The following is a 23,574-nucleotide window of genomic DNA, read 5'->3' as shown; positions in this document are numbered from 1 at the left end:
AAACCGACGTCAGCCCGGAATCTTTTCGACGATGGTGTTCAAGGTGTCGAAAGTCTCATCGATTTGGTCCACTACCTGCTTGCCCTGGTTGACCATTTCGGTGATCTGTTCCGTGCGGGGTTGCGGCAGCGCATAAATCGACGTCTTGACGCGCTTCAAGACCGCACCGGCGTCGGACAGGTCCTGCTTGATGGAAGCGATTTTGGGAATGGAAAGCGTGCCGTCGGAGAAGTTCATGCCGGACAGCAGCTCTTCGATATTGAAGTCCACCAGCGTGCCCTGCGCGGCACTGTCGATTTTAGGCAGGGCGTTGGTCGCGGCGTCGGCGGCCGCATCCAGCATGCCGCGCACCGCCTTCACGTCCGAACCGTAATACAGCACGTATTCGGCGGCCTGCCATAGCATGCCCTGGGTTTCGTCTCGCGCCGCGACGATGTGACTGCCAGCGCTGTCCATCTGCTCAAGCGCCTGCTTGAAGTCGCCCTGCCCGACGGATTGCTGTGCTTCAGCCGCATATTCGCCCGCCTGCTGCGCCTCGCCGATCACCCGTTGTACCGACTGCCAGAATAGCCAGCCGGAAACGCCCACCGTCAGCAGAATAGCGACCAGTATTGCAATAACAACAGTGCCGATATGTTTGCGCTTAGCCATAGGACCAATGTACCTGCCACTCTGACCAGTATTATTTACGGATTAGCATCGTGGCCTGGGCCTCATTCTGGCTCATCGGTATGTTATTGGCGATGCGTAGCGGTGGTTATGCAAGTGTCTTTTGATTGATATCGGCGCATGACAGGTGAATAACGTGTAGCGGGAAAGCACGTCTATGGTCATATTGGCGTTCTCGGCACAGCAATAACCGCGGTATTTTTTAAGGTTTGCCAATTCTTCCATCTGGTATGTGCCGAACATGGTGCTGTCATGCGATTGCTTGACGGCATATTGCCTGGCTTGAACGATACATCCCATTATCGCTTGCGGTTGACGTTGCGTAAACGTCTATCCTGACGGCAACGCCGCGAAACACGCACGGCGGGTAGAGGATAATCGGCTTCAAGGGGGATGATCGATCATGAACGAGAACGACAACACGGCGAACGCCGTCAACGGTTCCGGCGCGTTCGATGTGGAGGGCAATCCGCTGGATACGGGCCGGTTGTGGCCCATTGATCAGGCGGCATTGATCAGCGGCGTGACGACGCGCACGTTGCGCTACTGCGACGAGACCGGTCTGGTCAAGACCGCCCGCACCCGGGCGGCACAGAATCAAACCGCGACCGTGATGAACGCCATGCCGCTGTCCGGCTCGTTCGGGGCCATTCGCTCCGCGCTGGTCGGCGATCCGCGTTTCGCCGACCCGTGTGGTGAGGCGCTCTACGGCAGCAAGGCATGCGCCGACTTCGTCAACGAAGCCAAGAACATCCACGCACGGCAAATCGCCGAACGGTTCGCGGCGGAACAGGATGTACGGAATCAGCCGAAATGACAGGGCGTCCGGCTCCGATTGCGCGACGAACCCTGCGACCACGTCACCGGCTTAATCATCCAAGCTGCGCGAAGCGGCGCAAAAGATGATGAGTCGGCATAAGCGGCGTAGGGTTCAGTCTGCGTGTTTTGCACAGTGAGTTACAGGTCCTGAACGTTCATACGGGCCAGCTCGGCGCGACGATTGATCTTGTCACGCTGATACAAGTAGATGCCGGCCAGCACGATGGTGGATACGTTGTTGGACAGGAACGCGATGAATGCGGAAAGCACGACGTTCCACATGTTGCCATACGCACCGATGTCCGCCCTGGCGAAGACGGTAATCGCCGCCACAAGCGACAGCAGCAATGTGATGGCGGGCAATACCAGACCGGGCCACTTGCTGTCCATCTTCGAAAGCCTGATCTGCAATATGATGAAGCCGATGCAGATGGCGATGAGAAACACGAAAAACACTACGGCAAATATTGTGGCGCCAATCATGATTACTCTCCTTGCTTGAGCTGCTTGCGATATTCGCTGATGAGGATTTTGGCGGTGTCGAAGTCGAGCTTGTCGTCGACCGCGAGCCGTTTGATGAGCGCGATATACGGCTCGTTCTCGATCTGCTCGCCCAACTTGATTTTCTGGATGAGCCGGTCGAGCCGAAGCCGAACGGTGGGGTAGGAGACGTCGTACTGCGCGGCGACCTCCTTCATGGAGCCTGATGCGAGCAGAAACCGTTTGATGAACGTCATATCCTCGTCATCGAGGTTCGACATCCACGGCGGGATCATCGTCGTATCCATACCTGCCTCCTTCAATTCACGGCGGGTTTAATAAAATTAAGTATACCATAAATAATATTAAAATCAAATAGATATCTGTTTAAAGTTTTTCGTAGATTAGTTTGAGGTCGTGATGTAAGAATGCGTACGCGGACGCGAAGGACCGGCACATGTCGGCACGCATGTAGAAGCATCGGTCAATCGGATATGCATCGACAGCACCCTAAGGCATTGACGGATAGCCGATTCCTGTCATGCGATCGCTTGACAGCATGTTGTCTGATTGACTCTTTGAGTGCCATAATTGAGATGGCATGCGTACGCGTCGGACTTTATGGAATGCGGGGACGATATGGTTGCGGACGATGAGGTGCGGGCCTCCCATGGTGGGCGTCGGAATCAAGGTCTGCTGTGGTTTTTCGGCGCTTCCGCCACATTGGGCGTGGCCGCCGTCACGGCCATCACGTGCGCCGTCATCCGGTACGGCTGGAATGACGGGGAGTTCTGGAAGCTGGTGGTGCCGGCGGCCGTGGCGTTGGTGGCGGCCATCGTGTGGGCGGCGCTCGGCTTCATGCGTCGCGCCGGGCGGACGCCTGACGTTCCGGCCGACGCGAACGATACCAGCCCGGCCGAATCCAGGTTCGATTCGGCGGCCGCCCAGATTCTGGCGATCGTCGCCATCAACGTGTGGGGCGTCATGTTCATCGTCTTCGATACGTTCCAGATTGACCCGTGGCGGTACGTGACATGGGTCGTGCCCGTGATGTTCCTGCTTTATCTGGCGGTCTTGGGCATCGGCAGGGCTTGTTTCCGCAAACGACAGAAGGATATTCGCTTCCCGGAGGAACCAAGTATGACGAGCAGCCGTCCATCATACTTGGCATAGGCGGGCAGTTGGACGATGCCGGGCAGGTCCTCGTTGTCGCTGGTCTGGTTGAGGGCATATTGGGTGCCGGTCATGGAACGCTACTGGAATCTGTCACCCTAGGGTGTCACTTTCCGTGTTTACCTCGACCTGCCATGCCCCTGGCGCGAAGGTTGAGAAAAACGGCGTCAACTTTCACGACAGGGGGCTACCTCATGACTTGGCAAAATGCCGGCACACCGATTCAGGCGCTCGGACTGGTGAAACGGACAGGGTTCGATGCTCGAACCGCCTCCCGACCCGCAAACACGCAGACTGTTCTCAATAATGTTTCGTTGGATATCGATGGAGCGGGCTTGACGGCGATCGTCGGTCCGTCCGGCGCAGGCAAGACCTCGCTGCTGTATGTGCTGTCCGGATTGGACAGGCCCGATTCCGGGCGGGTGACCATCGGCGGTACCGACGTCTACGCACTGAATGAGGAACGGCGTTCGCGGTTCATTCGCGGGCATATCGGTTTCGTGTTCCAGCAATACAATCTCGTGCCGTATCTGACGGTCGAGGAGAACGTGATGTTGCCGCTCTCGCTCGCCCATCGCAAGGCCGACTACGTGCAGGTCACGCAGCTGCTGTCCCGGTTCGGTCTTCGCCAGAGGGCGAAGACGACGGTAAGCGCCCTGTCCGGTGGCGAACAGCAGCGCGTCGCCCTGTGCCGTGCGCTGCTCATGCGTCCGGCGGTGGTGTTCGCCGACGAGCCGACCGGCGCGCTCGACACCGCGAACAGCGAGCTTGTGCTGCAGGTGCTGCGCGAGCTGGCGGATGCGGGCTCCAGCGTGGTCATGGTCACGCATGACACGGATGCCGCCGCTTTGGCCGACCACGTGATCTTCCTGCGCGACGGTCAGGTCACCCACATCGCTGGCAGACTCACCGCCGAGCAGATTGCCGATGGCATACGCCGCACTTTCGTACCGGCCGGGTCGCCGCCGTTGGTTGCGGCGGCGCGGTCTGTCGGCCCGATGATGGTGAACGCCCAGCCTATCCAATCCGTCCAACCGGGCCGACCGGTCCAGCGCGTGGCGTATCCGCAGCAGCGGAAGGAGGCTCATCGTGGCTAGGTATGTGCTGCGTGTGTTCCGCGACAATGTCACGGGATGGGTACCCACGATTCTGGTGGTCGCAGTGGTGACCACGCTGGTGGGCATATGCATGAACCAATTCGTGTGGACCTCGTCTCCGTCGTTCACATTGGCCGCGCGGCAGGCGGGTCTTGATCCGGCCGAGTTCGGCATGGTGTCGGTCACGATCTATGTGGTGGTGTCATTTCTCGCGTTCTTCTCGTTGACGGTGGTCGGCTCGGCCACGGTCAACCGTATTCACAGCACGTTCGCGCAATGGCGGCTTATGGGCGCCAGCCCGAGTCAGGTGCTTGCCAGCATGTGGATGCTCGTGGGTGTGGCGAGCCTGTTCGGTTCCCTGATCGGCTCTCTGGCTGCAGTGCCGGCCAGCCTGCTGGCGGTTCCCGAGTTCAACGCCATGGCTGCGGAAAGCTTCGCCGATGGATTCGGCTCGTTCGCACCTCCTGCGTTCACGCCGTCGATGGCCGCGTGGCTCGGATCCCTGCTGTTGGGTGTGGCCACGTGCATGTTGGGCGCGTCCATCCCCTCGCTGCGCGCAGCGAAGATCCGTCCCATCGAGGTGATTCGCGGCACGGGAGCCATCGGGATACGGCACGGTTGGCGGTCTTGGGCGCACTGGGCACTTGGTTTGATTGTCATGGCGGCGGCGCTGGCATTGGCGTTCTCCGGCATGGGCACGCCACGGGCGCTCGCGTTCGGCCAGGAGGCGGGGCAGACATTCAACAGCGCGCTGTGGGCCGGCATCATCGCCTCGTTCGGCATGTACATCCTTGTCAGCATGCTGATTCCGATTCTGTTGGGCATCGGACGTGTCGTGTGTCGCCTGTGCGGGTCCGCGACCGGCGTGCTCGCCGCCCGTTCCGCCGAGGCGAAGGCCGCCAGCAACACGAACACGATTGCCCCGCTCGCCCTTGCCATGGGACTGTCGGTCACCCTGCTGACCTGCGCGCGATCCTATGGCCGGATACTCGCCTTGGGCGGCCATCCGAAGAGCCTGAACTACGCGGACTCGCTGCTGCTCATAACGATGCTGTGCATCGTGTCCCTGGCCACCAGCATGGCGGTCATCGCCCTGTCGAACCGCAGCATGGTCGCCGACCAGGCATTGCTGCGCAGCATCGGCCTGTCCCCACGTCGTGTGATCCGCATGTATCTCTGGCAGAGCCTGCAGCTGGCCGCCGGCGCGGTCATTCTCTCGCTCATCCCGGTCGCCGTCAGCGCAAGCGTTTTCGCCGCAAGATCCGCGGCGCTCGTCGGCATCCCCGTGGCCGAAATCCCATGGCCGGGCGTAATCGGCATGGGCACGGCCTGCTGGCTGGCATTGTTCCTCATCCAGTTCACGCAGATTCGCCCCGCGCTACACCGCAGCGTGGCCGACACGATACGCACATGCTGACATGCACGCAACATCATACAAAAAGAGCCACAATGGGAGCCATGAAACCGCAATCCGCGCAGGCCAATAAGGTCACGGTCCTGGCCGTGCCACTGGTCATCGCCGTGGTCGAATGTGCAGCGATGCTGTGGGAGCATGCGATCGGAGCGCCGGCCGACACCATGTATACGTTTGCCAAAGATCCGCTGGGATTGGCTCTGCTGCTGGCGATGACCATAGCCAGCAGTGCGATACTGCTTGTCCGTTACTGGCTGCCAGCCGTTGCCTTGGCGCTTGAAGCGGTATTGTTAATAGTTGCCTCGTACTGGCGGTTGGACTCAATCGTGATGATTCAGACGCTCGTCGCCTGCTATGCGTTCGCCCGGACAGCGAGGGGGCGCGGGCTGTGCGTTGGAGGCATCGGCATGATGCTGTCGATGACCGCGTCGGCCATCATGGTGCATCCGGACGTTCTCGCGACCGAATGGGTGAGTCGAGTGGTAACGTTGGCAGCCGTGGGAGGCGGCGCGCTTGCAGTACGTGGCAGGCAACAGGCCAAGGAAGCCGAACACAAAGCTGCCGAGGAATGCCGGCGGGCAGCCGAGCTGGCCTTCCAACGCGATGCCGCAATACGCCGTTCGCGCATAGCCGGTCAACTGCACGACAGTGTGGGCCAGGATCTGACCGTAATCATCGCACTGTCTGAGGGTCTGGCCGGCAAAACCGATGACCCACGCGTGGAGGATGCGCTGCACGGCATCAACGAAATCGCACGAGAGAGTCTGGGCGACACGCGCAAAGCCGTCCGCGCACTGACCGAGTTCGATGGAGCGGCGAACGGTGACGATACGCACACCCAAGAATCAGACCAGCATTCATGGGATGACATTCGGCCGATTCTCGCGCACGCACGCCGGCTGGGCATCGTCACGGTGTTCACCGAGACTGGTACGCGCGCCGATGACGAAGCTCAGGCTGATTTGTGTTTCGATGTGACTCGCGAAGCCATCACCAACGCCATACGTCACGGACAGAACGTGGTGCATATCAGCATCGCCTGGAACCACAGCGAGAACGGCACCGTCGCCGTGATTATCCGCAATGACGGCAGTCCCGCGCGCAAGGACGCGCGCAAGGATGACGGTACTGGGCTCGTCCGTCTATTCCACCGCGTCGAATCGGCAAGCGGCATCTTCGAATACGGTCCAAACGAAGACGGCGAATGGGTCGTCGAGGCGACCATCCCGTCCAACGGAGTGAACGAAAAGGACCACACCGCATGATTCGTATAATGCTCGTAGACGACCAGCGTTTCGCGCGACTTGGCTTCCAACTCATGCTTGACGATGCTTCCGACATCGTCGTCACTGCCCAGTCCGCTGACGGCCGATCCGCCATCGAGACGCTCGAACAGCTCGCCGTTCAGCATCGTCCATTGCCGAATGTAATCCTCATGGATGTGCGGATGCCCGGTATGGACGGCATCGAAGCCACTCGCCGCATCACCAGACGCTGGCCCACCATCAGCATTCTCATCCTTACCACGTACGACGAGGACGATTACGCCTTTGGCGGTCTCGACGCCGGAGCCAGCGGCTTCCTGCTCAAGGACGTCACCAAGCACAACCTCATCGACGCGGTTCACGCCATCGCCAACGGTGACGCAATACTCACCCCACGAATCACCAGACAAGTGCTTGAACGAGGCGTTCCGCATCCCACCAGCAGCCAGCGCCAGCAAGAAATGCGCAAAGCTTTCGACGCACTCACCCCTCGCCAGCGTGAAATCTGCGCACTCATCTCCGAAGGGCTCATCAACGAGGAAATCGCCAATCAACTCACCGTCGAACCTGCCTCCGTCAAACGTGCCGTGACCCGTATCCTCGCAACTTTGGGCCTGCGCAATCGCACTCAAATCGCCATCGGCTGGTTCAAAGCAGGCATGTAGACCTGCTATTTGCTCAGCAGCTCATTCAAGCGGATTGTTGTTACGAATGCGACTACCGCACGCCCCCCAAGACGGATTCCATGTTCGACACCCCATTCGGCAAGGTGGGCTTGGCGGATTTTAGTGGTGGTTGCAACACCTGTGTGTTTTGCCGCTCTTGATGGCGGTCTTGGATTGGTGCGATTGCATCATGCTGTGTTGATGAGTTCGAGTATTTTCTCGGATGGTTTCCTGTAGCCGAGTGTTTTGCGGGGCCGGTCGTTGAGTTCCTCGGCGACCGCGTCGAGGTAGTCCTCGGGGTATGCGCTCAGGTCGGTGCCCCTGGGGAAGCATTGGCGCAGGAGCCCGTTGGTGTCCTCGTTGGTGCCGCGCTGCCAGGGTGAATGCGGGTCGCAGAAATACACCTGCATGTCCAGCGTGGTCGAGATGCGTTTGTGCAGGGTGAGCTCGCTTCCCTGGTCCCAGGTCAGCGAGTTCCTCAGGAGCTTGGGCAGGTATTGCATTTTCCGGATGACGGCCTGCCGGACGTGTTTGGCGTCGTGCCCGTCGGGCAGGTGCAGGAGGATCGTGAACCGTGTCGAGCGTTCCACGAGCGTGCCGATCGCGCTTTTGTTGGCCGCGCTGCAGATCAGGTCGCCTTCCCAATGACCGGGTATCGCCCGGTCCTCGACTTCGGCGGGCCGCTCGCCGATCATGATCATGGGCTCGCGGAAACGGGCCTGCGCGAACCCGCCTGCCCGTGCGGCCGGCGTTGGGCGCGCCCGCTCCCCAGGGCCTTGATGACGTCCTTTTTCAGTTCGCCTTTGGCCTGGACGTAGATGGCCTGGTAGATCGTCTCCGCGCACACATGCATAGCATCATTATCCGGGAAATCGGCGCGCAGGCGCCCCGCGATCTGCTCGGGACTCCAATGCGCCCGCAATCCTGCGCGAATGTATGCGAGCAGGCCGGGCACCGTATGGATCTTCGCGGGCTTGGGTCGTCTGAGCCGTCCGCGCTCATCTGCTGGGGCCGGTACGGCTCGTACATGCCGGTCGCGGGATTCGCGTTGCGCGCCAGCTCGCGGCTGACGGTCGACGCGAGACGATTGAGCCTGCGCGCGATCCCGCGCACGCCCATGCCGGCCTTCCGCCAGTCGGCGATGCTGATGCGCTCGTCCTGGTCCAGATACCTCGAACTGATCTTCTGGGGAACGTCCACGGTGGAACGATACCAGTCCACCGACGGCTTCTCGTTCCTGCCGTTCGATCGTGTCCTTCCGTTGCGCCACACCTTGCCGGTGCGTTTGGACACGCCCACCGCCCGCGCGGCCTGCGTGAAGTTCATGCCCGCCCCCAGCAGCTCGACGTAGCGGCGCCGCCTCGCCGCGCACATCTCACCACGCGTCGCGTACTCCACACCCTCGAACACCCACCTGTCCACCTGGCCCTCCCATCAGTCAGCCAGGCGTTGCGACGATCACTGGAACCCGCCCTTCGCCATTTTTTTTTGGGGGGTGTTCCTATGTTTTTGTCAACTCCTTGGGGAGTTGACGTGTCGGGATTCCGGTTGGCTGTCGTGGGCGCGCTTCGCCCTGCCGGTGGCGTCCGGCGTCCTTTCCCGTGTGGCCCGGTTCAGGCTACGAGGGCTGGTTCCTGGTAGAGGGTTCCGTTTTTGAGCATGCTGTAGATCACGTCGCAGCGCCGACGCGCGAGGCAGATGATGGCGGCGTTGTGGTGTTTGCCCTGTTCGCGTTTGCGCTTGTAATAGGCCACGGAGGGCGGGTGTTTGGTGGATGCGACGAACGCGGTCTGCCACAGCGCGTTCTTGAGGCGTTTGTTGCCCCGCCTGGAGGGCCGTTCGCCTTTGATGCTGGTGCCGGATTGGCCGGTGACGGGCGATATGCCCGCGTAGGCGGCCAGATGGGCGGACGATTTGAAGTTGGCGATGTCGCCGCCGATGCCGAGCAGGATGTTGCTTGCGGTCCTGACGCCTATCCCGGGCATCGACGTCAGGACCGTGAGAAGAGGGTGGTCCTCCAGGAGCTTCTCGACCTGGCGGCCGACCTCGCGCCGCCGGTCCCTGATCGTCTTGATGTCGTGGGCGATGGAGGGGATGATGGTCTCGGCCATGAGGGTGCCGGGCACGGTGACGGTCTGCTCGCCGATCGCCTTGAACATGTCGTCGATGATGCGGCCGGCGCGAAGCCCGTTGGACTTGGCCCAGTCCTTCACGTCCTCGATCCCGGCCCGTTTCACGCCCATGGGCCCGCCGTATCGTTCGAGCAGCGCGAGCGTCGCGTCGCGCGTGATTCTCTCGCCCTTGAGCGCGCGTTCGAACGCGGGGTGGGTCTGCAGCAGCAGGCTCCGCAGGCGGTTGACGTGGCGGGTGGATTCGTGGGCGAGGTCCTCGTCGTGGCCGGCGAGCAGCTTCAGGGCGGCGAGGGTCTCGTCATCCGGGCCCGCGTCCCTGAGCGTCTCGGGCAGCTTGAGCGCGGCCCACGCGATCACATGCGCGTCCCTGCGGTCGGTCTTCGCGTCCCCGGGCAGCAGCTGCGCGGTCCTGCGCATGGCCGTGCCGGGAAGGTAGGCAACCGCGATCCCCATGTTCCGCGCCACCGTCAGGGGCAGGGAGCCGATGGTGTTGGGCTGGTCCACGACCAGCAGCACACGGCCATGCTTGGAGAGCTTGCCCAGCATCGTGCGGATGGCCTTCTCGTCCTGTTTCAACGGCTTGTCGTACAGGGTGTTCCCGTCATGGTCGAGGGCGTGCGCGTGGTGCGCGCTCTTGCCCACGTCCAGGCCGACCCACACGTCGATGTCGTCCGGGGTCATCATCGTTCCTCCCGTCATGAAGGTTTTCCGGTCGCCGCGGGCTCGGAGGAGTCCGGACGCCCGCGCCGCACCCACATTACGACGAGACCTGCGCCATGCGCCCCTGAAGCGTCCGTGTAGCCGGCCTGGTTCCTATCAGCGGTCATCGGGCGTCCCCGTTCCCGGCGACAACACCCCCCGGATCATCGACGACAGGGCAGGAAAGTCATACCGGAACCGGCGACCCGGCCCCGACCATCGGGGCCTACCAAACATGGTAATGGGGAGACCGGTGGCGGCAAGTGTGCGATGGGAGTCGGATGCATCGTCCTTGCGGATGATGCGCAGGTTCATTCCTTTGGCCGATGGATAGTTTCGGCAAATCGAGGGAGCATGGAGCAACCGTCATGCGATTGCCTGACATGATGTTACGTTTGCGGCCGCTGAAGGGTAAAATGGCGGCGACATTGCAACGCGCGGGTCTGGGCAAGGCATCCTGCCTTTGCCTTCAGGCCCGCCTTTCGTGAAGGGTGATTATGCCAGTTATATCGGCTACGAATCTCTCGATCGGGTACAAGGGTTCCCCAATCGTCAGCAACATTAACCTGCGGTTGAGCACGGGTAGGATCATCTGTCTGCTTGGGGCAAACGGCGCGGGCAAAACCACGTTGATGAAGACGCTACTCGGACGGATAAAGCCCGTGAGCGGAGAGGTCACGTACACAGGGACGAATATCAATGAGATGTCCGCGGCGATAGACCATCCCAGTTTCTTTCCTTACCTGAGTGGTAGAGAGAACGTCGAGGTGGTCTCCGCGTTCTGGGGTCTGGATGTGGACCCGGAGGCGGCGTTGGACGGTGTGGGCATCAATCGCGCGGTGTATGGGCGGAAGGCGAAGGACTACTCGACGGGCATGAAAGAGCGTCTGGAGCTGTGCCTCGCCCTTGTGCCGCATCCGAGGTTCCTGTTCCTCGACGAGCCGCAGAACGGTCTGGACCCCGATGGCATAGCCTCCTTGTCCGAAACGCTTCGCGCCTACCGGGACAAGGGGAACTGCGTCGTCATCTCCACGCATCTGCTTCATGAGATCCAGGGCGTCCCGGACGAGTGCATCATGATTCGTCACGGCCGGGCCGTGCAGGTCACGGATCTGACCGGGGTGAACCTCGCGGATCTGTATCAGGGGAGGTAGGGTCTTGAACGCCGTTTCCCCTGTTCGCGCGTTGGTCGCCTACTACTGGAACACGTGGTATTTCCTCGCCGCGGTGTTTGGGGCCGTCTCGTCCCTTCTGCTGGGTGCGTGGATCTCAAGCGCGGCGAACGGAACCCCGATAACCGGAGGGTATTGCGTCTATTTCACCGCCACCCAGCCGTTGATCTGTCTTTCGCTGCTCTTCGCATGCGATGCCAGGGTCGCGAAGGCGCACTACGGTGGCCTGCCGCGCCACGTGTATTCCGCGTGGACGCCATGCTCGCTCAGGGCCGTGTTCCGGGCCCTGATCCTGACCTCCGTGAACCTGATTGGCGTACTGTGCTTCGACGCCATCATGGTCCTGACGGGTACCGGAATGCACCCGCATCTGGCAGCTGTCCTGTGCTTCGTCGTGCTGCAGAGCCTTGCGACCTCCCTGATCTACTCGATCGTCGAGATCGCCGCCGATCCCAGAACCGCCGGAATCGTCTCGGCCATCCTTTGCTATGCATGGATTCTCCTGCCGGGCGACCTTCCCGACTATGCGACGCCCTACGTCGCGAACGCCCTACGGACCGTCGGGCTGAACCTGAACGGCACCGTGATGTCGCCGGCGGAAGCGGCGAGTCGAGCGTCCGTCGGCCCCGTGATGGTCGTCGTCCCGATCGTGGTGCTTTTGGTTGCCTATGTGCTGTTGAGCCGGTTCCGTCGCGAAGGAGTGGAGAGGAAATGAAGTCCCTATTGCGTATTGAGCGTGTGGCGGTGATCCGCTGGCCGACGCTCGCCTTCGTGGCTGTGCTGCTGTTTCCGTTGTTCTTTTTGCGTTACGGGAACACGGGTGCGGTGGTGCAGTCGGCGATGGTGATGGCGCTTCCCGTAACCGCTGCCGGTCTCGTCTTCTCCCATGCGAGGGTGCCCTCCTCGTACCGTTCCTTCAGCATCCACGACCGGCTCCTGCTTCGCTTCAGCGTGAAGTCGCTGTCGCTCGGCGTCGTGATCAACGTCTGCCTGACTTTGCTGTACGGGCTTGCCGTCGGGCTCGTCGTCAACGAAACGCTTTCGTCGCGTACCATTCTGATGCTTGCGTTCACCGCCGTCGTTCTTTCCCTGGCATGCTTCGTTCTGCGGCTCTGGGTCAGTCCTCTCGTCGCCTGGAACGTCGTCGCCTTCTTCATCGTCGCCGGACTTACGGTGAGTTCCGGCATGTTCGAGGACGCGCCGATGCTGTACGCCGTCATACCAACCACATGGGTGTTGAACGGGGTGAAATTCGCCGGTTACGTGATTCCGGTCGGCGTCGCCATCGCCGCGATAAGCGCATGTCTGCTGTTCAAGGCGGTGAAACGTGTCTGACCGAAGCCGTATACGGGTGCACTGTTTCGGATCGTAATCGTCCGGCAGCCAGCTTTCTCACCGTATTCCGTTGCGGGAGTGAGCCTGCCGCTTTCCGCTGATCCCGCCATACAAAGTCGACTCCGCACGTCGCGAGTCTTCGCCGAACACTATCATTGGTGGCGCAGAGGTCGTGTGGGAATGGCCGTGACAGGGGAGGGGTATTGGGCAAGCTTCGGGCGCCGCGTTCGGCGCGTGGCCGTGTGATGGCGGCGGCCGGCATGGTGATGGTGGGGTCGTTGGGTATCCAGACGTCGTCGTCCCTGTCGGCGTCGTTGTTCGGCGCGTTGGGACCAATTCCGGTCAGTTCGATGCGCATGCTGGTCGCCGCGATCGTCATTCTCGCACTCACCCGCCCGAAACTGGCTGGCCGGTCGAAAGGCGAATGGCTGGGCATCGTAATCTACGGGCTTGCGATGGCGGCGATGAACGTCTGCCTGTACTCGGCCATCGACCGCATTCCGATGGGCGTGGCCGTCACCCTGGAATTCCTCGGACCCTGCGTGGTCGCCCTGGCCGGTTCGCATCACTGGCGCGAGGGCCTGTGCGCGGTGGTCGCGCTGGTGGGTGTGGGCTTGATCTCGTTTACGCCGGGCGGCTACTTCAATCCGGCCGGCTACCTGTTCGCGCTGGGCTCGGCCGTGTGCTTCGGCCTGTACACGCTCTTCGCCGACCGGGTCGGCAAGGCAGGCACCGGGCTCGACGGGCTCGCCCTGTCGGTCACGGTTGCGGCGCTGGCCACTTCGCCGGTATCCATCACTCGCGCGCCGCATGTGTCGGCCGCCCAGTGGGGCGTCATCGCAGCCTCGGCGGTGCTGGGAGTTGCGATTCCCTACACGATGGACACGTTGTCCGGGCGTATCACGTCGGCGCGCGTGGTCGGCACGCTGTTCTCCATCGACCCCGCCATGAGCGTGATTATCGCCGCGCTGATATTGCGACAGACCATCACCGCGGTGGCCGTGATCGGCGTCATCGTCGTCTCCCTCGCGGGTGCCCTGCTGGTGTGGTCATCCGGCGGCGATGCCGTAAACGGATGATTCTTGTCATACGATTGCTTGACAGCATGTTGTGAATGCTTGAGCCCCGCTCATACCATTCAAATATAATGGTTTTTCGCATGATTCGTTAGCGTTGACGGATCCCCCAATAAGGAGGTAATCATGTCAGATCCTCGCGTTGAAGGCGGAAGATTGTCGGTCGCGCCCGAGGCCGTATATACGGGTGCTCTGGTGATGTTCTTCAGCAATCTCGCTATGCCGGACACCGATCCGCAGGGCAGGCCCATAGTGCTGTGGTTCAACGGTATCATCGCCGTCTGCGCCCTGATCTGGGGATTGGCGGAGACGATGCGCGTCCGTAAGGAATACCCGTGGCGGTGGGCGCGCACGCTGTTCTACGACGTCCTGATTCTCGTCGGGCTGCTCATCCGTAATTTCGATTGGACCCGGCTCGTCGTGCTGGTCGCACTGGTGCTATACGCGATTGTTACGGAGAAAACGGCGGCGGAACCGCGCCGGTCCTGACTGCAAGACGATGATGAACCGTCAGCGTCACAGGATTCTCGCGGTATGCGCACGGTGGTCGACATCGACACGGCCGCCGGCAGCGGGCGCATGATTATTTCACGTCGCAGACGGTGAAGGCGAAGCTGGTGAGGGTGCCGGTGGATTTGCCGTCGGCGAGGAGCTGATTGATGTCGGGCAGGTCCTTGTTGTCGCTGGTCTGGTTGAGGGCGTATTGGGTGCCGTCGGGCGCGGTGAAGCGCATGACGGGATCGCCTTTGCTGTTGTGCGTGCAGCTGACGGTGCCGTGGTCGACGGTGAGGGGCCATGTGTGGCCGAGTTGGTCGGCGCTGATGTCCTGTGGGTTGCTGGTCGCGGTGATTTTCTTGCTGCCGTTGGTAGGGTAGTTTTCGGGGTGTTCGATGCCGTCCATGCAGGCGGTCAGTCCCAGGGCCATGATGGCGGCGAGGCCGGTGGCGGTGATGGTTTGGATGGCGTGTGTCGTGTTGGTCATGCTGGTTTCCTTTGTCGTGTTCGGTGGTGGTCGGGGTGCTTGTTCGTCTGCCGTCAATGCTGGTCGGGGTGTTCCTCGATGAGGACCATGTAGCCGTCCTCCAATGTGGGGTCCATGGGATGCGCGTCGGCGGGCGGGGTGTCGGTGATGACGCGGTAGCGTACGCCGCGTGCGGTGGTGACGGCGTTGGCGACGATCATGCCGGCCGGTGGCGGGGTGTTGGATGGCTGGGTGAGCCAGACACGGCCCGTGGCGTGTTCGGTGAGGTGTTCGGTCGGCCCGTCGTAGCGGATGCGGCCTTGGCGCAGGACGAACACGTATGGGCAGGTCTGGGCGATGTCGTCGAGGATGTGGGTGGACAGGATCACGGTGCGGTCGCCGCCGAGGCCGGCGAGCAGCGTGCGGAAACGCATGCGTTCCTCGGGGTCGAGTCCGGCGGTGGGTTCGTCCACGATGATGAGCCGGGGATCCGCCATGAGGGCCTGGGCGATGCCGACGCGGCGGCGCATGCCTCCGGAGAAGCCGCCGATGCGCCGGTCGGCCACGTCCGTGAGCCCGACCCGTTCGATGAGCTCGTGCGCCTGGCGCATGCGCTTTCGCGTGTCGTCGATGCCTTTGAGGACGCCCACGTAGTCGAGGAATTCGAGCGGGGTGAGCTGCGGGTAGGGTTCGATGTCCTGCGGCAGGTAGCCGAGCGTGCGTTTGAGCGCACGGCGGGTCCTCTCGTCCTTCAGATCGTGGCCGTCCATGAGTACCTGGCCCGATGTGGGGCGGATGATGCCGGCGAGGATGCGCATGAGCGTGGTCTTGCCTGCGCCGTTCGGCCCGATCAGACCGACCATGCCGTGCGGCAGGTCGCAGGTCACGTCGTCCAGCGCGCGGGGCTTCCTCAGGAAGTCCTTGGTCAGGTGGTTGATGGAGATGAACATGACGTCTTCTTTCCGTGTGATGTTTTTTCGGTGGGGGTTCCGCCGGTGCCGTTCAGCGCGTTGTGCGCGGGTGTGCCGAGCACCATCCACCCAACGCCATGAGCAGCATGGCGACGGCGAGCTGCGCGATCAGGGATATGGCCGCGTTGGCGGGCGTGCCGGTGACCGCGAGGATGCCTCCCGTGGCCGGGTAGACGGGGCCGAGCCCGAACCATCCGGCGCCGACGGCGTCGCCGATCACGTTGAGGATGGTGCCGTTGACGGTCGGCACGGGCAGCATCGGCGAGGAGAACACGAGCGCGAACCATGCGAGCACGCCGGTGATGCGCGCGACGATCATGGGCAGGATCGCGCCGAGCAGCGAGGACAGGCTCATCGCGGTCAGCACGGCCGGCCCGGTGATCGCGAGTCCGGCGGCCAATGCCTGTGGTATGGCCCGCCACGAGCCGTGCAGGGTCTGGACGACGCCGGCGCACTCCAGCAGCAGGAGCGACGGGGTGATGAGGATCAGAAACGCGCCGAGCGTGCGAGCCGCGGCCAGCATGGGCGCGGGGATGGGCGTGGAATCCTCCAATTGACCAATGCCAAGTCGGGAGTGCCGCGTGTGGAAGTCGGTGAACGCGGCCATGTAGGCGATCGGCATGAACATGGCCATCGCCTTGGCCATGAACGCCAAATCGCCCGCACCGTGGTCATGCGGTCCTGCCGGGGAGATCACGCCCAGCAGAACCGCGAGCAAGGCCAGCGGGACAACCGCGACCCATAATGAACGTTGCCGCCACACGATGATCATGTGGACGCGGGTCAGATGCCGGAAACCGGTGCAAGGACTCATATGCTTCTCCTTGCGAGCGTCACGTTGCGTTCCTCGTCGCCCAGCAGACGCCACGCGAACACTACGGCGATCATGGAGACGGCGATTGGGATGCCGCGTTGCGTGACCGGATCGAGCACGTACGGGTCCCACAGCAGGGCGAGGAACATCCATACGGCGACCACCGCCATGACCGTGGCCTGTGCGGACGCGGACCATGCGGCGGCCGCGAACCCGGCCAGGCCCACGACCAGTATCGCGCCGGCCGGCGCGATCAGACTTATCCATCCCATATCCTGCGGCCATAGGCCCAATACATGCAACGGCGCGAACATAAGCACGGCACCCACAAGAGTGGATACAGCCGTGAGCGCGAACCGTGTGGTTTGCACGCGCCTCCAACCCACGGGCGTGGACTCGCTCGCCTCGACCAGCGGGTCACCGGTCAATGCGACCGCCACGCACACGCCCGAGCCGATCACCATCAGCTGGGCGAGCCAGTTCACCACCATCAATGTTTGCGTACGCGACCACACGCCGGATACCATGACGCCGGCTGCCGCCACCGCAATCCCACAGGCCACGGGCATTGCCAGCAATCCCATGCCGATGCGCCTTGCCTGAGCGCGAATCATTCCCGTCATGCCGACCCTCCTTGAAGTCCGATGAAGTTGACGGTCATTCTTTTTGTTCGTCACCAAGTAGGTAGCGGCCGCCTGTCCTGAAGTTCACGCGACATGCCGAACGACCAGATGAGTTATCGGCTTCGAGTCGGTCAGACGGTCGCGGCCGCCATGCGCGCCCCGGACAATCGTCCGGCCAGCGCCACCGCCCCCACACAGGCCATCAGCCCCGCGACGGCCAGACCTAGCTGTCCGGAGGATTGTGCTGCACCGGACCGGCTTGCGTCCGCCAGACCCGCGAACCCGAACGGATTCAGCCGGATTGCGATAATCAACAGCAGGCCGACGCCGAAGCCGACGCCCGAGGAGAAACGGATCGCGAGCATCGCGCCCACGCCGGCGACCAGCAGCAGGGGCGACAGCCATCCGACCAGCAGTACGCCGAACGTCCCATACCCCTGCGCGCCCATCACGGTGGTCACCATCAGGCCGAACACGACGTCGCAGGCGAGTATGAACACCAGCCGGACCAGCGTGACCGCCCCCGTACCCAACGGGGTGGCCGACGAGATCATGTCCGCGCGGGAATCCCCGAACGCCATCGTCACGCTCAGCAGCACGCCGGCCAGCACCATCGAGCAGAACGCATGGGACACGATCGTCGCACTCCAGCCGACCGCGAAGAACCGCGCCCCCAATCCGGCGAACGCCATCAACGCCAGTGTGGCCGGCACCACCTGCCACGGCACCACCCGCGACTGCCGGCCCAGCAGCAGCATGAACAACCGCAGACTGCGCGCCCACGACCATGCCGGTCCGTCCAACTGGGACCGCGACGCGCGGATGCGCGCCATCACCGCCGCAGCGGGAGGCGCGTCTCCCGAACGGGATCGTTCCACGGCGTCCAATGCCGCAAGCAGACGCCCGTCGGGCGTCTCGTCCGTCAAACGGTCGATCGTTTCGTCAAGATGATCGGTCATCAGGATTCACCGTTCCTTTCCATCCGCATCGTTTTAGCGGTCGAGTTGCGCGCGCAGCAGACGGCGCGCACGCGAGATACGGGATTTGACCGTGCCTTCCGGCACGTCCGACAAATCGGCGATCTGCCGGTACGACAGGCCGTGCAGCCACGCCAACGTGGCCGTCTCCACCAGTTCGACGGGCAGCCGGCGCAACAACGCCATCAGATCATCCACGCCCGCTTCGGACAGCACGGCCGTCTCCGGACTCGGTCCATCGTCACGCGGTTCGGGCGCATCGTCCAACGCGGTCACATTCGGGCGTACGCGCCGCACGCGCATGTAGATCTGCCGTTTCGCGATGCCCAGCAGCCAGGACAGCACCTTCGCATCACCACGGAACGCCCTCGCCGACCGCCAGCAGCCCAGCCAGACGTCGGCGCACACCTCCTCGGCCGTGCCGGCATCCGGCACGCGCACGCGCACGAGCGCCCGCACCGCCGCAGCGTGACGCCCATACAGGGTCTCGAAGGCGCGTTCGTCCCCGGAGGCGACCCGCGCGAGCAGATCCTCGTCGCGCATCACCGCCCCACCGGGCGAGGTCATGTCATCCTGCGTATGCGGCTCCTTCCACGGCACATCGTAAACAAACGTTCATTGATGTATGTAGCTAGAAACGAACCGACGGTTCACGACACGAGCAACGACACGCCCGGAAGGCATATCGGATTAAGTTGTGTAGAAGAACAGAAACTCACAGAAGAAATCGTTGCGCGCGTGCATTACCGAGTCCCAAGCCTGGCTAGTTCTTGGCAGGAATGCTGACATCCAGCTGCCAGTGGGCTTGTTCGGTGTGGGTTTGGAAGGTGCCGCCGTGTGTTTCGATGATGGTCCGGTAGCGGTCGAGGCCGCTGCCCCAGGCCGAGTCCCATGTCGGCGGGTGTGGTGGTGTCGCTGGCGGAGACGTGGATGGCGTCCGTGTCGAAGGTGACGCAGATGGCGTACCATTCGCCCCGGTCGGCGTGTTCGGCGATGTTCGCGTACAGTTCCGCCGGCAAGCCCGACAGCAGTCGCATGGTCTCCGGCGTGAGCGGCCGGTGTGGTTCGGCGAGCAGGTTGTCGCCGGTGAATCCCGGGGCTTCGAGCCTGGACTCCTCCTCGTCGATCAGCGATTGCAGACCGGCACGCTGCGAGGCGATGCCGGCTTCTGCGGGCACGGGCCGACTGCCGCACTCAAATCGCCATCGGCCGGTTCAAAGCAGGATGTAAACCCGCTATTTGCCCAACAGTTCGTCATGGCTGCCGGTTCGCATGAACATGGCGGTACCATCATCGCGAATCCATAGAAGCAGCCAGTCGCCGGCATTGCCGATGTGGCATTCCAATACGCCGTTTAAATCACCGGTAAGTGTGTGGGCGCGATGCCTACGCCTCAATACTTCCTTGGAGTCCGCCGTGTCCTCAAGAACCAGACGAATGACTTCTTTCAGCGGGCGTAAATCAGTGTGCTTGCGTTTGAGTTTCTTGATATCTCGCTGGAATGCCGCTGTGTAATCCGGTTTGAGCATTGATCAGATTACCAACGAATCGAACATCTCATCGGCACTGTTGAAACGAGGTTTGCCGTCGGCGAGCCTGTTCTTCGCCTCGTCAAGGGCCTCCATGGTTTCAGGCGGCACGGTCGTATAGGAAAGGTTTAGGGGAATGCGCCTCTCCCGGACAATCTGCTTGTAGAAGGCGCGGGTGACCGAAGACAAGTCCAGACCGAGATCCTCGGCAATGTTTGCGGCTTTCTGCTTGGTGTCCGCATCCACGCGGACTGTGACGGATGCCATGCTCACATTAACCTCCAACATCATTACGTAAGACAATAGTATGTATTTGTATGCTAATAGTCAACATTCTGCGGTTGCGGCATCTCGACCATGGTACACATCCCGCAAGCGGATCGTTTACCGGATGCAATCGATGATCGGAATGCCGACCATCCAGCTGTCGGCGGGCTTGTCCAGAATGGCTTCTGGTTCATCGCAACGCCAGCGCGGGTTGCAGCCGTATGGCTTTGATGGCCGGGGCAAGAGAGCCGACAAGCGAGGTGACGATGGACGCACAGGCCGCAATCATCGCCGCCGTATATGGGTATGCGGGCGGTTCCAGCGGCGAGTCGGCGGGCATCATCCACGGAATTGCCCAGACCAGCACCGCGGAGATGAGCACCGCGGCGAAGGCGATGATGAGGCCGAGCAGCACGGACGAGCCGATGACCTGTATGGCTATGCCGGCTCTGGTCGCGCCCAGTGCGCGGCGGATGAGCAGCTCGTGCGAGCGTTGCTCGATGCCGGCCAATCCGATGTTGATCATGCCGATGGCGGATACCGACAACAGTAATATCGCGGTGACGGTGACGCCGAGTTGGAGAAAACCGATGACCTGCTCGTAATCATCGGCGTTGTCGGAACGGTTCCATGACGATATGCTGCCGGTCCCGACGTCGGACAACAGATCGTCCAACACGGTTTTGGCGTGTTGATCGTCCACGCCTTCATTGGGATGGACGAGGATGGTCAGCCCATCCAGTTCCCAGGCTTGCGGCCAGTAGCGTTGCAGTGTGGTCGCGTTGACGTAGATGGTGGGTGTGTCCGTCCCGTCGGCGATGACACCGTTCACCCGTGCCGGCACCTGTTGCGGATTTCCTGTCCGGGCGAGTGCCACGGTGCCATCATGCACGTATTGGCGGGCGCTTTCGTTGACTGCGGTTTCCAGCGTGGCGGGTTCGTCCGCTCCGGTCAGCCATGTACCCTCGATGATGGGGGCGGGCATGATTCTTGTCCGTTCGGCGTCGGTGATGATGATGGTGACGCGGCGTATCTCCGTGTTGCCGTCACCGGACGACGCCCATATGGCGAGGTCGTTGAGGTGATATTGCGCCGATGCGATTCCCGGACGGAAATGCGCGAGGCGTTCCTGCAAAGCCGTGACGACTTGTATGTTCACCGATGATGGCACGTCGACGATGGCGCTATAGGTGGGTGACTTGCCTCCCAGTCGCGCGTTGACCGCTTCCAGATAGTCGCGTCCGAGCGTGCCGTCGAGAACGCCGGCGATGAGGGCGATGATGCCGATGAACATCGACAGGGCGGTGAGGCTGGTACGCAACGGGTTGATGCGCAGATCCTTGGCGATCATGCGGATCACGACAGTCGCCCCCTGTCGATCGTCAGTCGGCGTTCGCATCGGGCGGCGAGCTGCGGGTCGTGCGTGACGAGGATGAGTGTGACCCCGAGTTCACGAACATGTCGGAACAGTATGTCGGCGACCATGTCGCCGGTTTCGGTGTCGAGCGCGCCGGTTGGCTCGTCGCAGATCAGCAGATCGGGATCGCCCACCAGCGCTCGGGCGATGGCCACGCGCTGCTGTTCGCCTCCCGACAGGCGCGACGGCATGCTGCACACCGTCCGGCTCCCGAGCCCGACGGTGTGCAGCATGCGCGAGGCTCGTCTTCTGATGACCCGCAGGGGGATACCTCCCCGGTATTGCAATGGGAGTGCCACGTTCTCCCATGCGCTCAGATGCGGTATGAGGGAGTAGTTCTGGAACACGAAGCCGACATGCCGGCAGCGGAAGCGCGCCCGGTCGGCGTCGTTCCACGCGGCGCAGTCCCGCCCGTCATAGGAGAGCGTTCCGTCATAGTCGTTGTTGAGCAGCCCGACGATGGAGGCGAGACTGGTTTTGCCGGATCCTGATTTCCCGATGATGGCGGTGGACGTTCCCCTCTCGAACGATGCGCTGACATCGTCCACCGTCGTCAGGCGTTCGCCGTCGGGCAGCCGGACTTCGGCGCTCAGATGTTCCAACCGGATGAGTGTGCTCATGATTGCGCTCCCGGTGTGAGATTCGGAGCTGTCGCAGACACCATGTCACCTTCCTCGAGACCGTCGAGGATGATGATCGACGTGCCGTCCGATGCCCCCAACTTCACGTTCACGGTGGCGAACGAATCTCCGTCACGCCTGCTGACCTGGCCGGAGGCGAGCCTGCCGGCGACTGCGGTGACAGGCAGGATCAAGGCGTCCTCGACCGCCGTCGCGGTCAGTACCACGGTGGCGTTCTGCCCGGGACGCGCCTGCACGTCCTTTGGGAACAGGCATTGCAGTGTGCGAGTCGATTCCGTCCCATGCGCAGTCGTCGCCGATCCGGCCGTATCTTCCGCTGATGAGGGCGGAGTGGCGACGCCGTCATTCACTACCGCGGCACAGTCCGTGGGCCCCTGCGCGTCGGTGATTTGGAATCGGCCCGTCAACGGCTGGTCCGGGTCTATGGTCGCCAGCAGCGCGGTCGCGTCCACGCTGGCGCTCATGCCGCCATACCGTATCGAGAACAGCGGATAGTCCGCGGCCATGTCGTTGGCCTGCGCGACCGTTTCGATCACGCCGTCGACCGGAGCCGTGACCTGCTGATCGCCGACGGTACCCAACACGTCGCCCGCATGCACGTATGCTCCTTGATCAGTCGTGGAGTGGAACCAGCCTTTCGCCGGAGTCGTAAGCGAGAACACAGGAGCCACCTGCACGCCGGTGGAGGAAGAGGACAACGGCGTGATGCCGCCCCTACGCACCTCGACCGTGGATGCTGGCCGCTTCGCCGTGGAGGAGGCGTCGGACGATGGCGTCCGCGACGGCGAGCAAGCCGTCATCATCGCGCACATCGTCGTGGCCGTCACGCACGCCAACAGGCATTTGAACGGTGCGATCGCATTCATTTCGTCAGTCCGTTCTCATGCCGGTACCATGTGCAGTCCGTGGTGTAGAAGTCCCGCATGGTCGAATAGTCGCCGAGTTCGGATTTGCCGATCACATCGTTCTCGTATATGCCATCCTTGTCCTCGTAGTAGTTCTTGAACCAGTCGGTATCCAGCAGCTTGCGCAGCTGCTGGAGGGCGCCTCGGGCTGCTTCCGCGTTGGTCTGGCTGTTGTCGAGAATGTCGCGTTCCACCGAGCACTGCCAGTAGACATACGCCTGTCCTTCCCCACTTCCCTTGGCATACAGCGAGGACGCGGCCTGCGCCTTGGGTATATTCGCTGGAAACGCATCGCCGTTCATCAGTTCAAAGGGGAAATCCTCGACGGTCGCCTTGTATTCCTCGTTCGCCTGCTGCCAGGTCAGCATGCCGCCACTTCCCGAGGTGCCGCCGTTCGGAGTCGTCCCGCAACCGGACAGCAGCATCACTGCGGTCAGAATGGCGGCCCTGCGTCGTGTTCCCGATTTCATCAT

The 23,574-nt window shown here is 62.3% G+C and carries 28 protein-coding genes and 1 pseudogene; 11 read left to right on the top strand and 18 right to left on the bottom strand.

The features are described from left to right. Window positions 1-9: 9 nt before the first annotated feature. Complete coding sequence (locus BLIJ_RS07385; RefSeq protein WP_012577747.1) at window positions 10-651, bottom strand: hypothetical protein; 642 nt, start codon at window positions 649-651, stop codon at window positions 10-12. 421 nt (window positions 652-1,072) lie between these two features. Between BLIJ_RS07385 and BLIJ_RS07380 the strand changes: the two genes are divergently transcribed. Then, the gene (locus BLIJ_RS07380) at window positions 1,073-1,486 is read left to right on the top strand and encodes a MerR family DNA-binding transcriptional regulator (RefSeq protein ID WP_003829442.1); all 414 of its coding nucleotides are present in this window, start codon (window positions 1,073-1,075) and stop codon (window positions 1,484-1,486) included. Between the two features lie 140 nt (window positions 1,487-1,626). Here BLIJ_RS07380 and BLIJ_RS07375 read toward each other — a convergent pair whose 3' ends face one another. Both BLIJ_RS07375 and BLIJ_RS07370 read right to left on the bottom strand, forming a co-directional pair. After that, on the bottom strand, window positions 1,627-1,971 hold the full coding sequence (locus BLIJ_RS07375; RefSeq protein ID WP_007052254.1) for a hypothetical protein: 345 nt from the start codon (window positions 1,969-1,971) through the stop codon (window positions 1,627-1,629). Window positions 1,972-1,973: 2 nt separating this feature from the next. Further along, the gene (locus BLIJ_RS07370) at window positions 1,974-2,276 is read right to left on the bottom strand and encodes a DUF2089 family protein (protein ID WP_003829440.1); all 303 of its coding nucleotides are present in this window, start codon (window positions 2,274-2,276) and stop codon (window positions 1,974-1,976) included. A gap of 331 nt (window positions 2,277-2,607) precedes the next feature. Here BLIJ_RS07370 and BLIJ_RS07365 point away from each other — a divergent pair, with 331 nt between their 5' ends. From BLIJ_RS07365 to BLIJ_RS07345, 5 genes are all read left to right on the top strand, one after another. Continuing rightward, the gene (locus BLIJ_RS07365; protein WP_012577746.1) at window positions 2,608-3,141 is read left to right on the top strand and encodes a hypothetical protein; all 534 of its coding nucleotides are present in this window, start codon (window positions 2,608-2,610) and stop codon (window positions 3,139-3,141) included. A gap of 134 nt (window positions 3,142-3,275) precedes the next feature. After that, the gene (locus BLIJ_RS07360; protein ID WP_003829438.1) at window positions 3,276-4,238 is read left to right on the top strand and encodes an ABC transporter ATP-binding protein; all 963 of its coding nucleotides are present in this window, start codon (window positions 3,276-3,278) and stop codon (window positions 4,236-4,238) included. Then, complete coding sequence (locus tag BLIJ_RS07355; RefSeq protein WP_012577744.1) at window positions 4,231-5,655, top strand: FtsX-like permease family protein; 1,425 nt, start codon at window positions 4,231-4,233, stop codon at window positions 5,653-5,655. The genes BLIJ_RS07360 and BLIJ_RS07355 overlap by 8 nt, the downstream gene beginning before the upstream one ends. 32 nt (window positions 5,656-5,687) lie before the next feature. After that, window positions 5,688-6,917: a sensor histidine kinase gene (locus BLIJ_RS07350; protein ID WP_003829436.1), complete on the top strand. Its 1,230-nt coding sequence runs from the start codon at window positions 5,688-5,690 to the stop codon at window positions 6,915-6,917. Continuing rightward, window positions 6,914-7,582, top strand: coding sequence for a response regulator transcription factor (locus BLIJ_RS07345; protein ID WP_012577742.1), 669 nt, complete (start codon window positions 6,914-6,916; stop codon window positions 7,580-7,582). The genes BLIJ_RS07350 and BLIJ_RS07345 overlap by 4 nt, the downstream gene beginning before the upstream one ends. Before the next feature lie 188 nt (window positions 7,583-7,770). On the opposite strand, the pseudogene BLIJ_RS07340 reads toward BLIJ_RS07345, so the two are convergent. Both BLIJ_RS07340 and BLIJ_RS07335 read right to left on the bottom strand, forming a co-directional pair. Beyond that, window positions 7,771-8,956 (bottom strand): annotated as a pseudogene (locus tag BLIJ_RS07340) (IS30 family transposase). A gap of 239 nt (window positions 8,957-9,195) precedes the next feature. Then, window positions 9,196-10,398, bottom strand: coding sequence for an IS110 family RNA-guided transposase (locus BLIJ_RS07335; RefSeq protein ID WP_007054094.1), 1,203 nt, complete (start codon window positions 10,396-10,398; stop codon window positions 9,196-9,198). Between the two features lie 512 nt (window positions 10,399-10,910). Between BLIJ_RS07335 and BLIJ_RS07330 the strand changes: the two genes are divergently transcribed. The 5 genes from BLIJ_RS07330 (at window position 10,911) to BLIJ_RS07310 (ending at window position 14,485) form a co-directional block, all read left to right on the top strand. Continuing rightward, window positions 10,911-11,567, top strand: a complete 657-nt coding sequence (locus BLIJ_RS07330; protein WP_003829431.1) for an ABC transporter ATP-binding protein — start codon at window positions 10,911-10,913, stop codon at window positions 11,565-11,567. Between the two features lie 4 nt (window positions 11,568-11,571). Further along, complete coding sequence (locus BLIJ_RS07325; RefSeq protein ID WP_012577741.1) at window positions 11,572-12,300, top strand: hypothetical protein; 729 nt, start codon at window positions 11,572-11,574, stop codon at window positions 12,298-12,300. Continuing rightward, on the top strand, window positions 12,297-12,920 hold the full coding sequence (locus BLIJ_RS07320; protein ID WP_012577740.1) for a hypothetical protein: 624 nt from the start codon (window positions 12,297-12,299) through the stop codon (window positions 12,918-12,920). The genes BLIJ_RS07325 and BLIJ_RS07320 overlap by 4 nt, the downstream gene beginning before the upstream one ends. A gap of 203 nt (window positions 12,921-13,123) precedes the next feature. Continuing rightward, entirely contained in the window at window positions 13,124-13,999 is an 876-nt protein-coding gene (locus BLIJ_RS07315) for an EamA family transporter (protein ID WP_014484916.1), read from the top strand. A gap of 123 nt (window positions 14,000-14,122) precedes the next feature. Next, window positions 14,123-14,485: a hypothetical protein gene (locus BLIJ_RS07310; RefSeq protein WP_003829427.1), complete on the top strand. Its 363-nt coding sequence runs from the start codon at window positions 14,123-14,125 to the stop codon at window positions 14,483-14,485. A gap of 94 nt (window positions 14,486-14,579) precedes the next feature. On the opposite strand, the gene BLIJ_RS07305 is transcribed toward BLIJ_RS07310, so the two are convergent. The 13 genes from BLIJ_RS07305 to BLIJ_RS07245 form a co-directional block, all read right to left on the bottom strand. Next, window positions 14,580-14,978, bottom strand: coding sequence for a superoxide dismutase (locus BLIJ_RS07305; protein WP_003829426.1), 399 nt, complete (start codon window positions 14,976-14,978; stop codon window positions 14,580-14,582). A gap of 53 nt (window positions 14,979-15,031) precedes the next feature. Further along, entirely contained in the window at window positions 15,032-15,907 is an 876-nt protein-coding gene (locus BLIJ_RS07300; protein WP_003829425.1) for an ABC transporter ATP-binding protein, read from the bottom strand. Between the two features lie 52 nt (window positions 15,908-15,959). Continuing rightward, window positions 15,960-16,742, bottom strand: a complete 783-nt coding sequence (locus BLIJ_RS07295; RefSeq protein WP_012577738.1) for a hypothetical protein — start codon at window positions 16,740-16,742, stop codon at window positions 15,960-15,962. After that, window positions 16,739-17,365, bottom strand: coding sequence for a hypothetical protein (locus tag BLIJ_RS07290; protein ID WP_012577737.1), 627 nt, complete (start codon window positions 17,363-17,365; stop codon window positions 16,739-16,741). The genes BLIJ_RS07295 and BLIJ_RS07290 overlap by 4 nt, the downstream gene beginning before the upstream one ends. A 131-nt stretch (window positions 17,366-17,496) precedes the next feature. Then, window positions 17,497-18,324 (bottom strand): hypothetical protein, encoded by an 828-nt coding sequence (locus BLIJ_RS07285; RefSeq protein WP_012577736.1) that lies wholly within the window; start codon window positions 18,322-18,324, stop codon window positions 17,497-17,499. A gap of 33 nt (window positions 18,325-18,357) precedes the next feature. After that, window positions 18,358-18,909, bottom strand: coding sequence for an RNA polymerase sigma factor (locus tag BLIJ_RS07280; RefSeq protein WP_012577735.1), 552 nt, complete (start codon window positions 18,907-18,909; stop codon window positions 18,358-18,360). 176 nt (window positions 18,910-19,085) lie between these two features. Then, window positions 19,086-19,520, bottom strand: a complete 435-nt coding sequence (locus tag BLIJ_RS15025) for a hypothetical protein (protein WP_012577734.1) — start codon at window positions 19,518-19,520, stop codon at window positions 19,086-19,088. 57 nt (window positions 19,521-19,577) lie between these two features. Continuing rightward, window positions 19,578-19,871, bottom strand: a complete 294-nt coding sequence (locus BLIJ_RS07270) for a type II toxin-antitoxin system RelE/ParE family toxin (RefSeq protein ID WP_003831807.1) — start codon at window positions 19,869-19,871, stop codon at window positions 19,578-19,580. A 3-nt stretch (window positions 19,872-19,874) separates the two neighbouring features. Then, entirely contained in the window at window positions 19,875-20,144 is a 270-nt protein-coding gene (locus tag BLIJ_RS07265) for a type II toxin-antitoxin system RelB/DinJ family antitoxin (RefSeq protein WP_014484914.1), read from the bottom strand. Between the two features lie 184 nt (window positions 20,145-20,328). Further along, entirely contained in the window at window positions 20,329-21,498 is a 1,170-nt protein-coding gene (locus BLIJ_RS07260; protein ID WP_012577732.1) for an ABC transporter permease, read from the bottom strand. After that, window positions 21,495-22,175 carry an ABC transporter ATP-binding protein gene (locus BLIJ_RS07255; RefSeq protein WP_003829413.1) on the bottom strand — a complete coding sequence of 227 codons (681 nt, stop codon included), beginning with the start codon at window positions 22,173-22,175 and terminating at the stop codon, window positions 21,495-21,497. Before BLIJ_RS07255 ends, BLIJ_RS07260 begins: the two co-directional genes overlap by 4 nt. Further along, window positions 22,172-23,062 (bottom strand): efflux RND transporter periplasmic adaptor subunit, encoded by an 891-nt coding sequence (locus BLIJ_RS07250; RefSeq protein WP_014484913.1) that lies wholly within the window; start codon window positions 23,060-23,062, stop codon window positions 22,172-22,174. The genes BLIJ_RS07255 and BLIJ_RS07250 overlap by 4 nt, the downstream gene beginning before the upstream one ends. Further along, window positions 23,059-23,574, bottom strand: coding sequence for a hypothetical protein (locus tag BLIJ_RS07245; protein ID WP_013140733.1), 516 nt, complete (start codon window positions 23,572-23,574; stop codon window positions 23,059-23,061). Before BLIJ_RS07245 ends, BLIJ_RS07250 begins: the two co-directional genes overlap by 4 nt.

Origin of the sequence: Bifidobacterium longum subsp. infantis ATCC 15697 = JCM 1222 = DSM 20088, assembly GCF_000269965.1 — a bacterium.
Classification (GTDB): domain Bacteria; phylum Actinomycetota; class Actinomycetes; order Actinomycetales; family Bifidobacteriaceae; genus Bifidobacterium; species Bifidobacterium infantis.
Note: the sequence above shows the minus strand (reverse complement) of the source record. Positions and strands in the feature narration are given on the sequence as shown.

Coding starts and splice junctions, on each gene's coding strand:
- BLIJ_RS07320 (WP_012577740.1), top strand. CDS start 12,297: ATGAAGTCCCTATTGCGTATTGAGCGTGTGGCGGTGATCCGCTGGCCG.
- BLIJ_RS07250 (WP_014484913.1), bottom strand. CDS start 23,062: ATGAATGCGATCGCACCGTTCAAATGCCTGTTGGCGTGCGTGACGGCC.
- BLIJ_RS07270 (WP_003831807.1), bottom strand. CDS start 19,871: ATGCTCAAACCGGATTACACAGCGGCATTCCAGCGAGATATCAAGAAA.
- BLIJ_RS07365 (WP_012577746.1), top strand. CDS start 2,608: ATGGTTGCGGACGATGAGGTGCGGGCCTCCCATGGTGGGCGTCGGAAT.
- BLIJ_RS07305 (WP_003829426.1), bottom strand. CDS start 14,978: ATGACCAACACGACACACGCCATCCAAACCATCACCGCCACCGGCCTC.
- BLIJ_RS07245 (WP_013140733.1), bottom strand. CDS start 23,574: ATGATGAAATCGGGAACACGACGCAGGGCCGCCATTCTGACCGCAGTG.
- BLIJ_RS07255 (WP_003829413.1), bottom strand. CDS start 22,175: ATGAGCACACTCATCCGGTTGGAACATCTGAGCGCCGAAGTCCGGCTG.
- BLIJ_RS07370 (WP_003829440.1), bottom strand. CDS start 2,276: ATGGATACGACGATGATCCCGCCGTGGATGTCGAACCTCGATGACGAG.
- BLIJ_RS07295 (WP_012577738.1), bottom strand. CDS start 16,742: ATGAGTCCTTGCACCGGTTTCCGGCATCTGACCCGCGTCCACATGATC.
- BLIJ_RS07285 (WP_012577736.1), bottom strand. CDS start 18,324: ATGACCGATCATCTTGACGAAACGATCGACCGTTTGACGGACGAGACG.
- BLIJ_RS07335 (WP_007054094.1), bottom strand. CDS start 10,398: ATGATGACCCCGGACGACATCGACGTGTGGGTCGGCCTGGACGTGGGC.
- BLIJ_RS07280 (WP_012577735.1), bottom strand. CDS start 18,909: ATGACCTCGCCCGGTGGGGCGGTGATGCGCGACGAGGATCTGCTCGCG.
- BLIJ_RS07345 (WP_012577742.1), top strand. CDS start 6,914: ATGATTCGTATAATGCTCGTAGACGACCAGCGTTTCGCGCGACTTGGC.
- BLIJ_RS07375 (WP_007052254.1), bottom strand. CDS start 1,971: ATGATTGGCGCCACAATATTTGCCGTAGTGTTTTTCGTGTTTCTCATC.
- BLIJ_RS07330 (WP_003829431.1), top strand. CDS start 10,911: ATGCCAGTTATATCGGCTACGAATCTCTCGATCGGGTACAAGGGTTCC.
- BLIJ_RS07360 (WP_003829438.1), top strand. CDS start 3,276: ATGCCCCTGGCGCGAAGGTTGAGAAAAACGGCGTCAACTTTCACGACA.
- BLIJ_RS07310 (WP_003829427.1), top strand. CDS start 14,123: ATGTCAGATCCTCGCGTTGAAGGCGGAAGATTGTCGGTCGCGCCCGAG.
- BLIJ_RS07350 (WP_003829436.1), top strand. CDS start 5,688: ATGGGAGCCATGAAACCGCAATCCGCGCAGGCCAATAAGGTCACGGTC.
- BLIJ_RS07385 (WP_012577747.1), bottom strand. CDS start 651: ATGGCTAAGCGCAAACATATCGGCACTGTTGTTATTGCAATACTGGTC.
- BLIJ_RS07290 (WP_012577737.1), bottom strand. CDS start 17,365: ATGACGGGAATGATTCGCGCTCAGGCAAGGCGCATCGGCATGGGATTG.
- BLIJ_RS07300 (WP_003829425.1), bottom strand. CDS start 15,907: ATGTTCATCTCCATCAACCACCTGACCAAGGACTTCCTGAGGAAGCCC.
- BLIJ_RS07380 (WP_003829442.1), top strand. CDS start 1,073: ATGAACGAGAACGACAACACGGCGAACGCCGTCAACGGTTCCGGCGCG.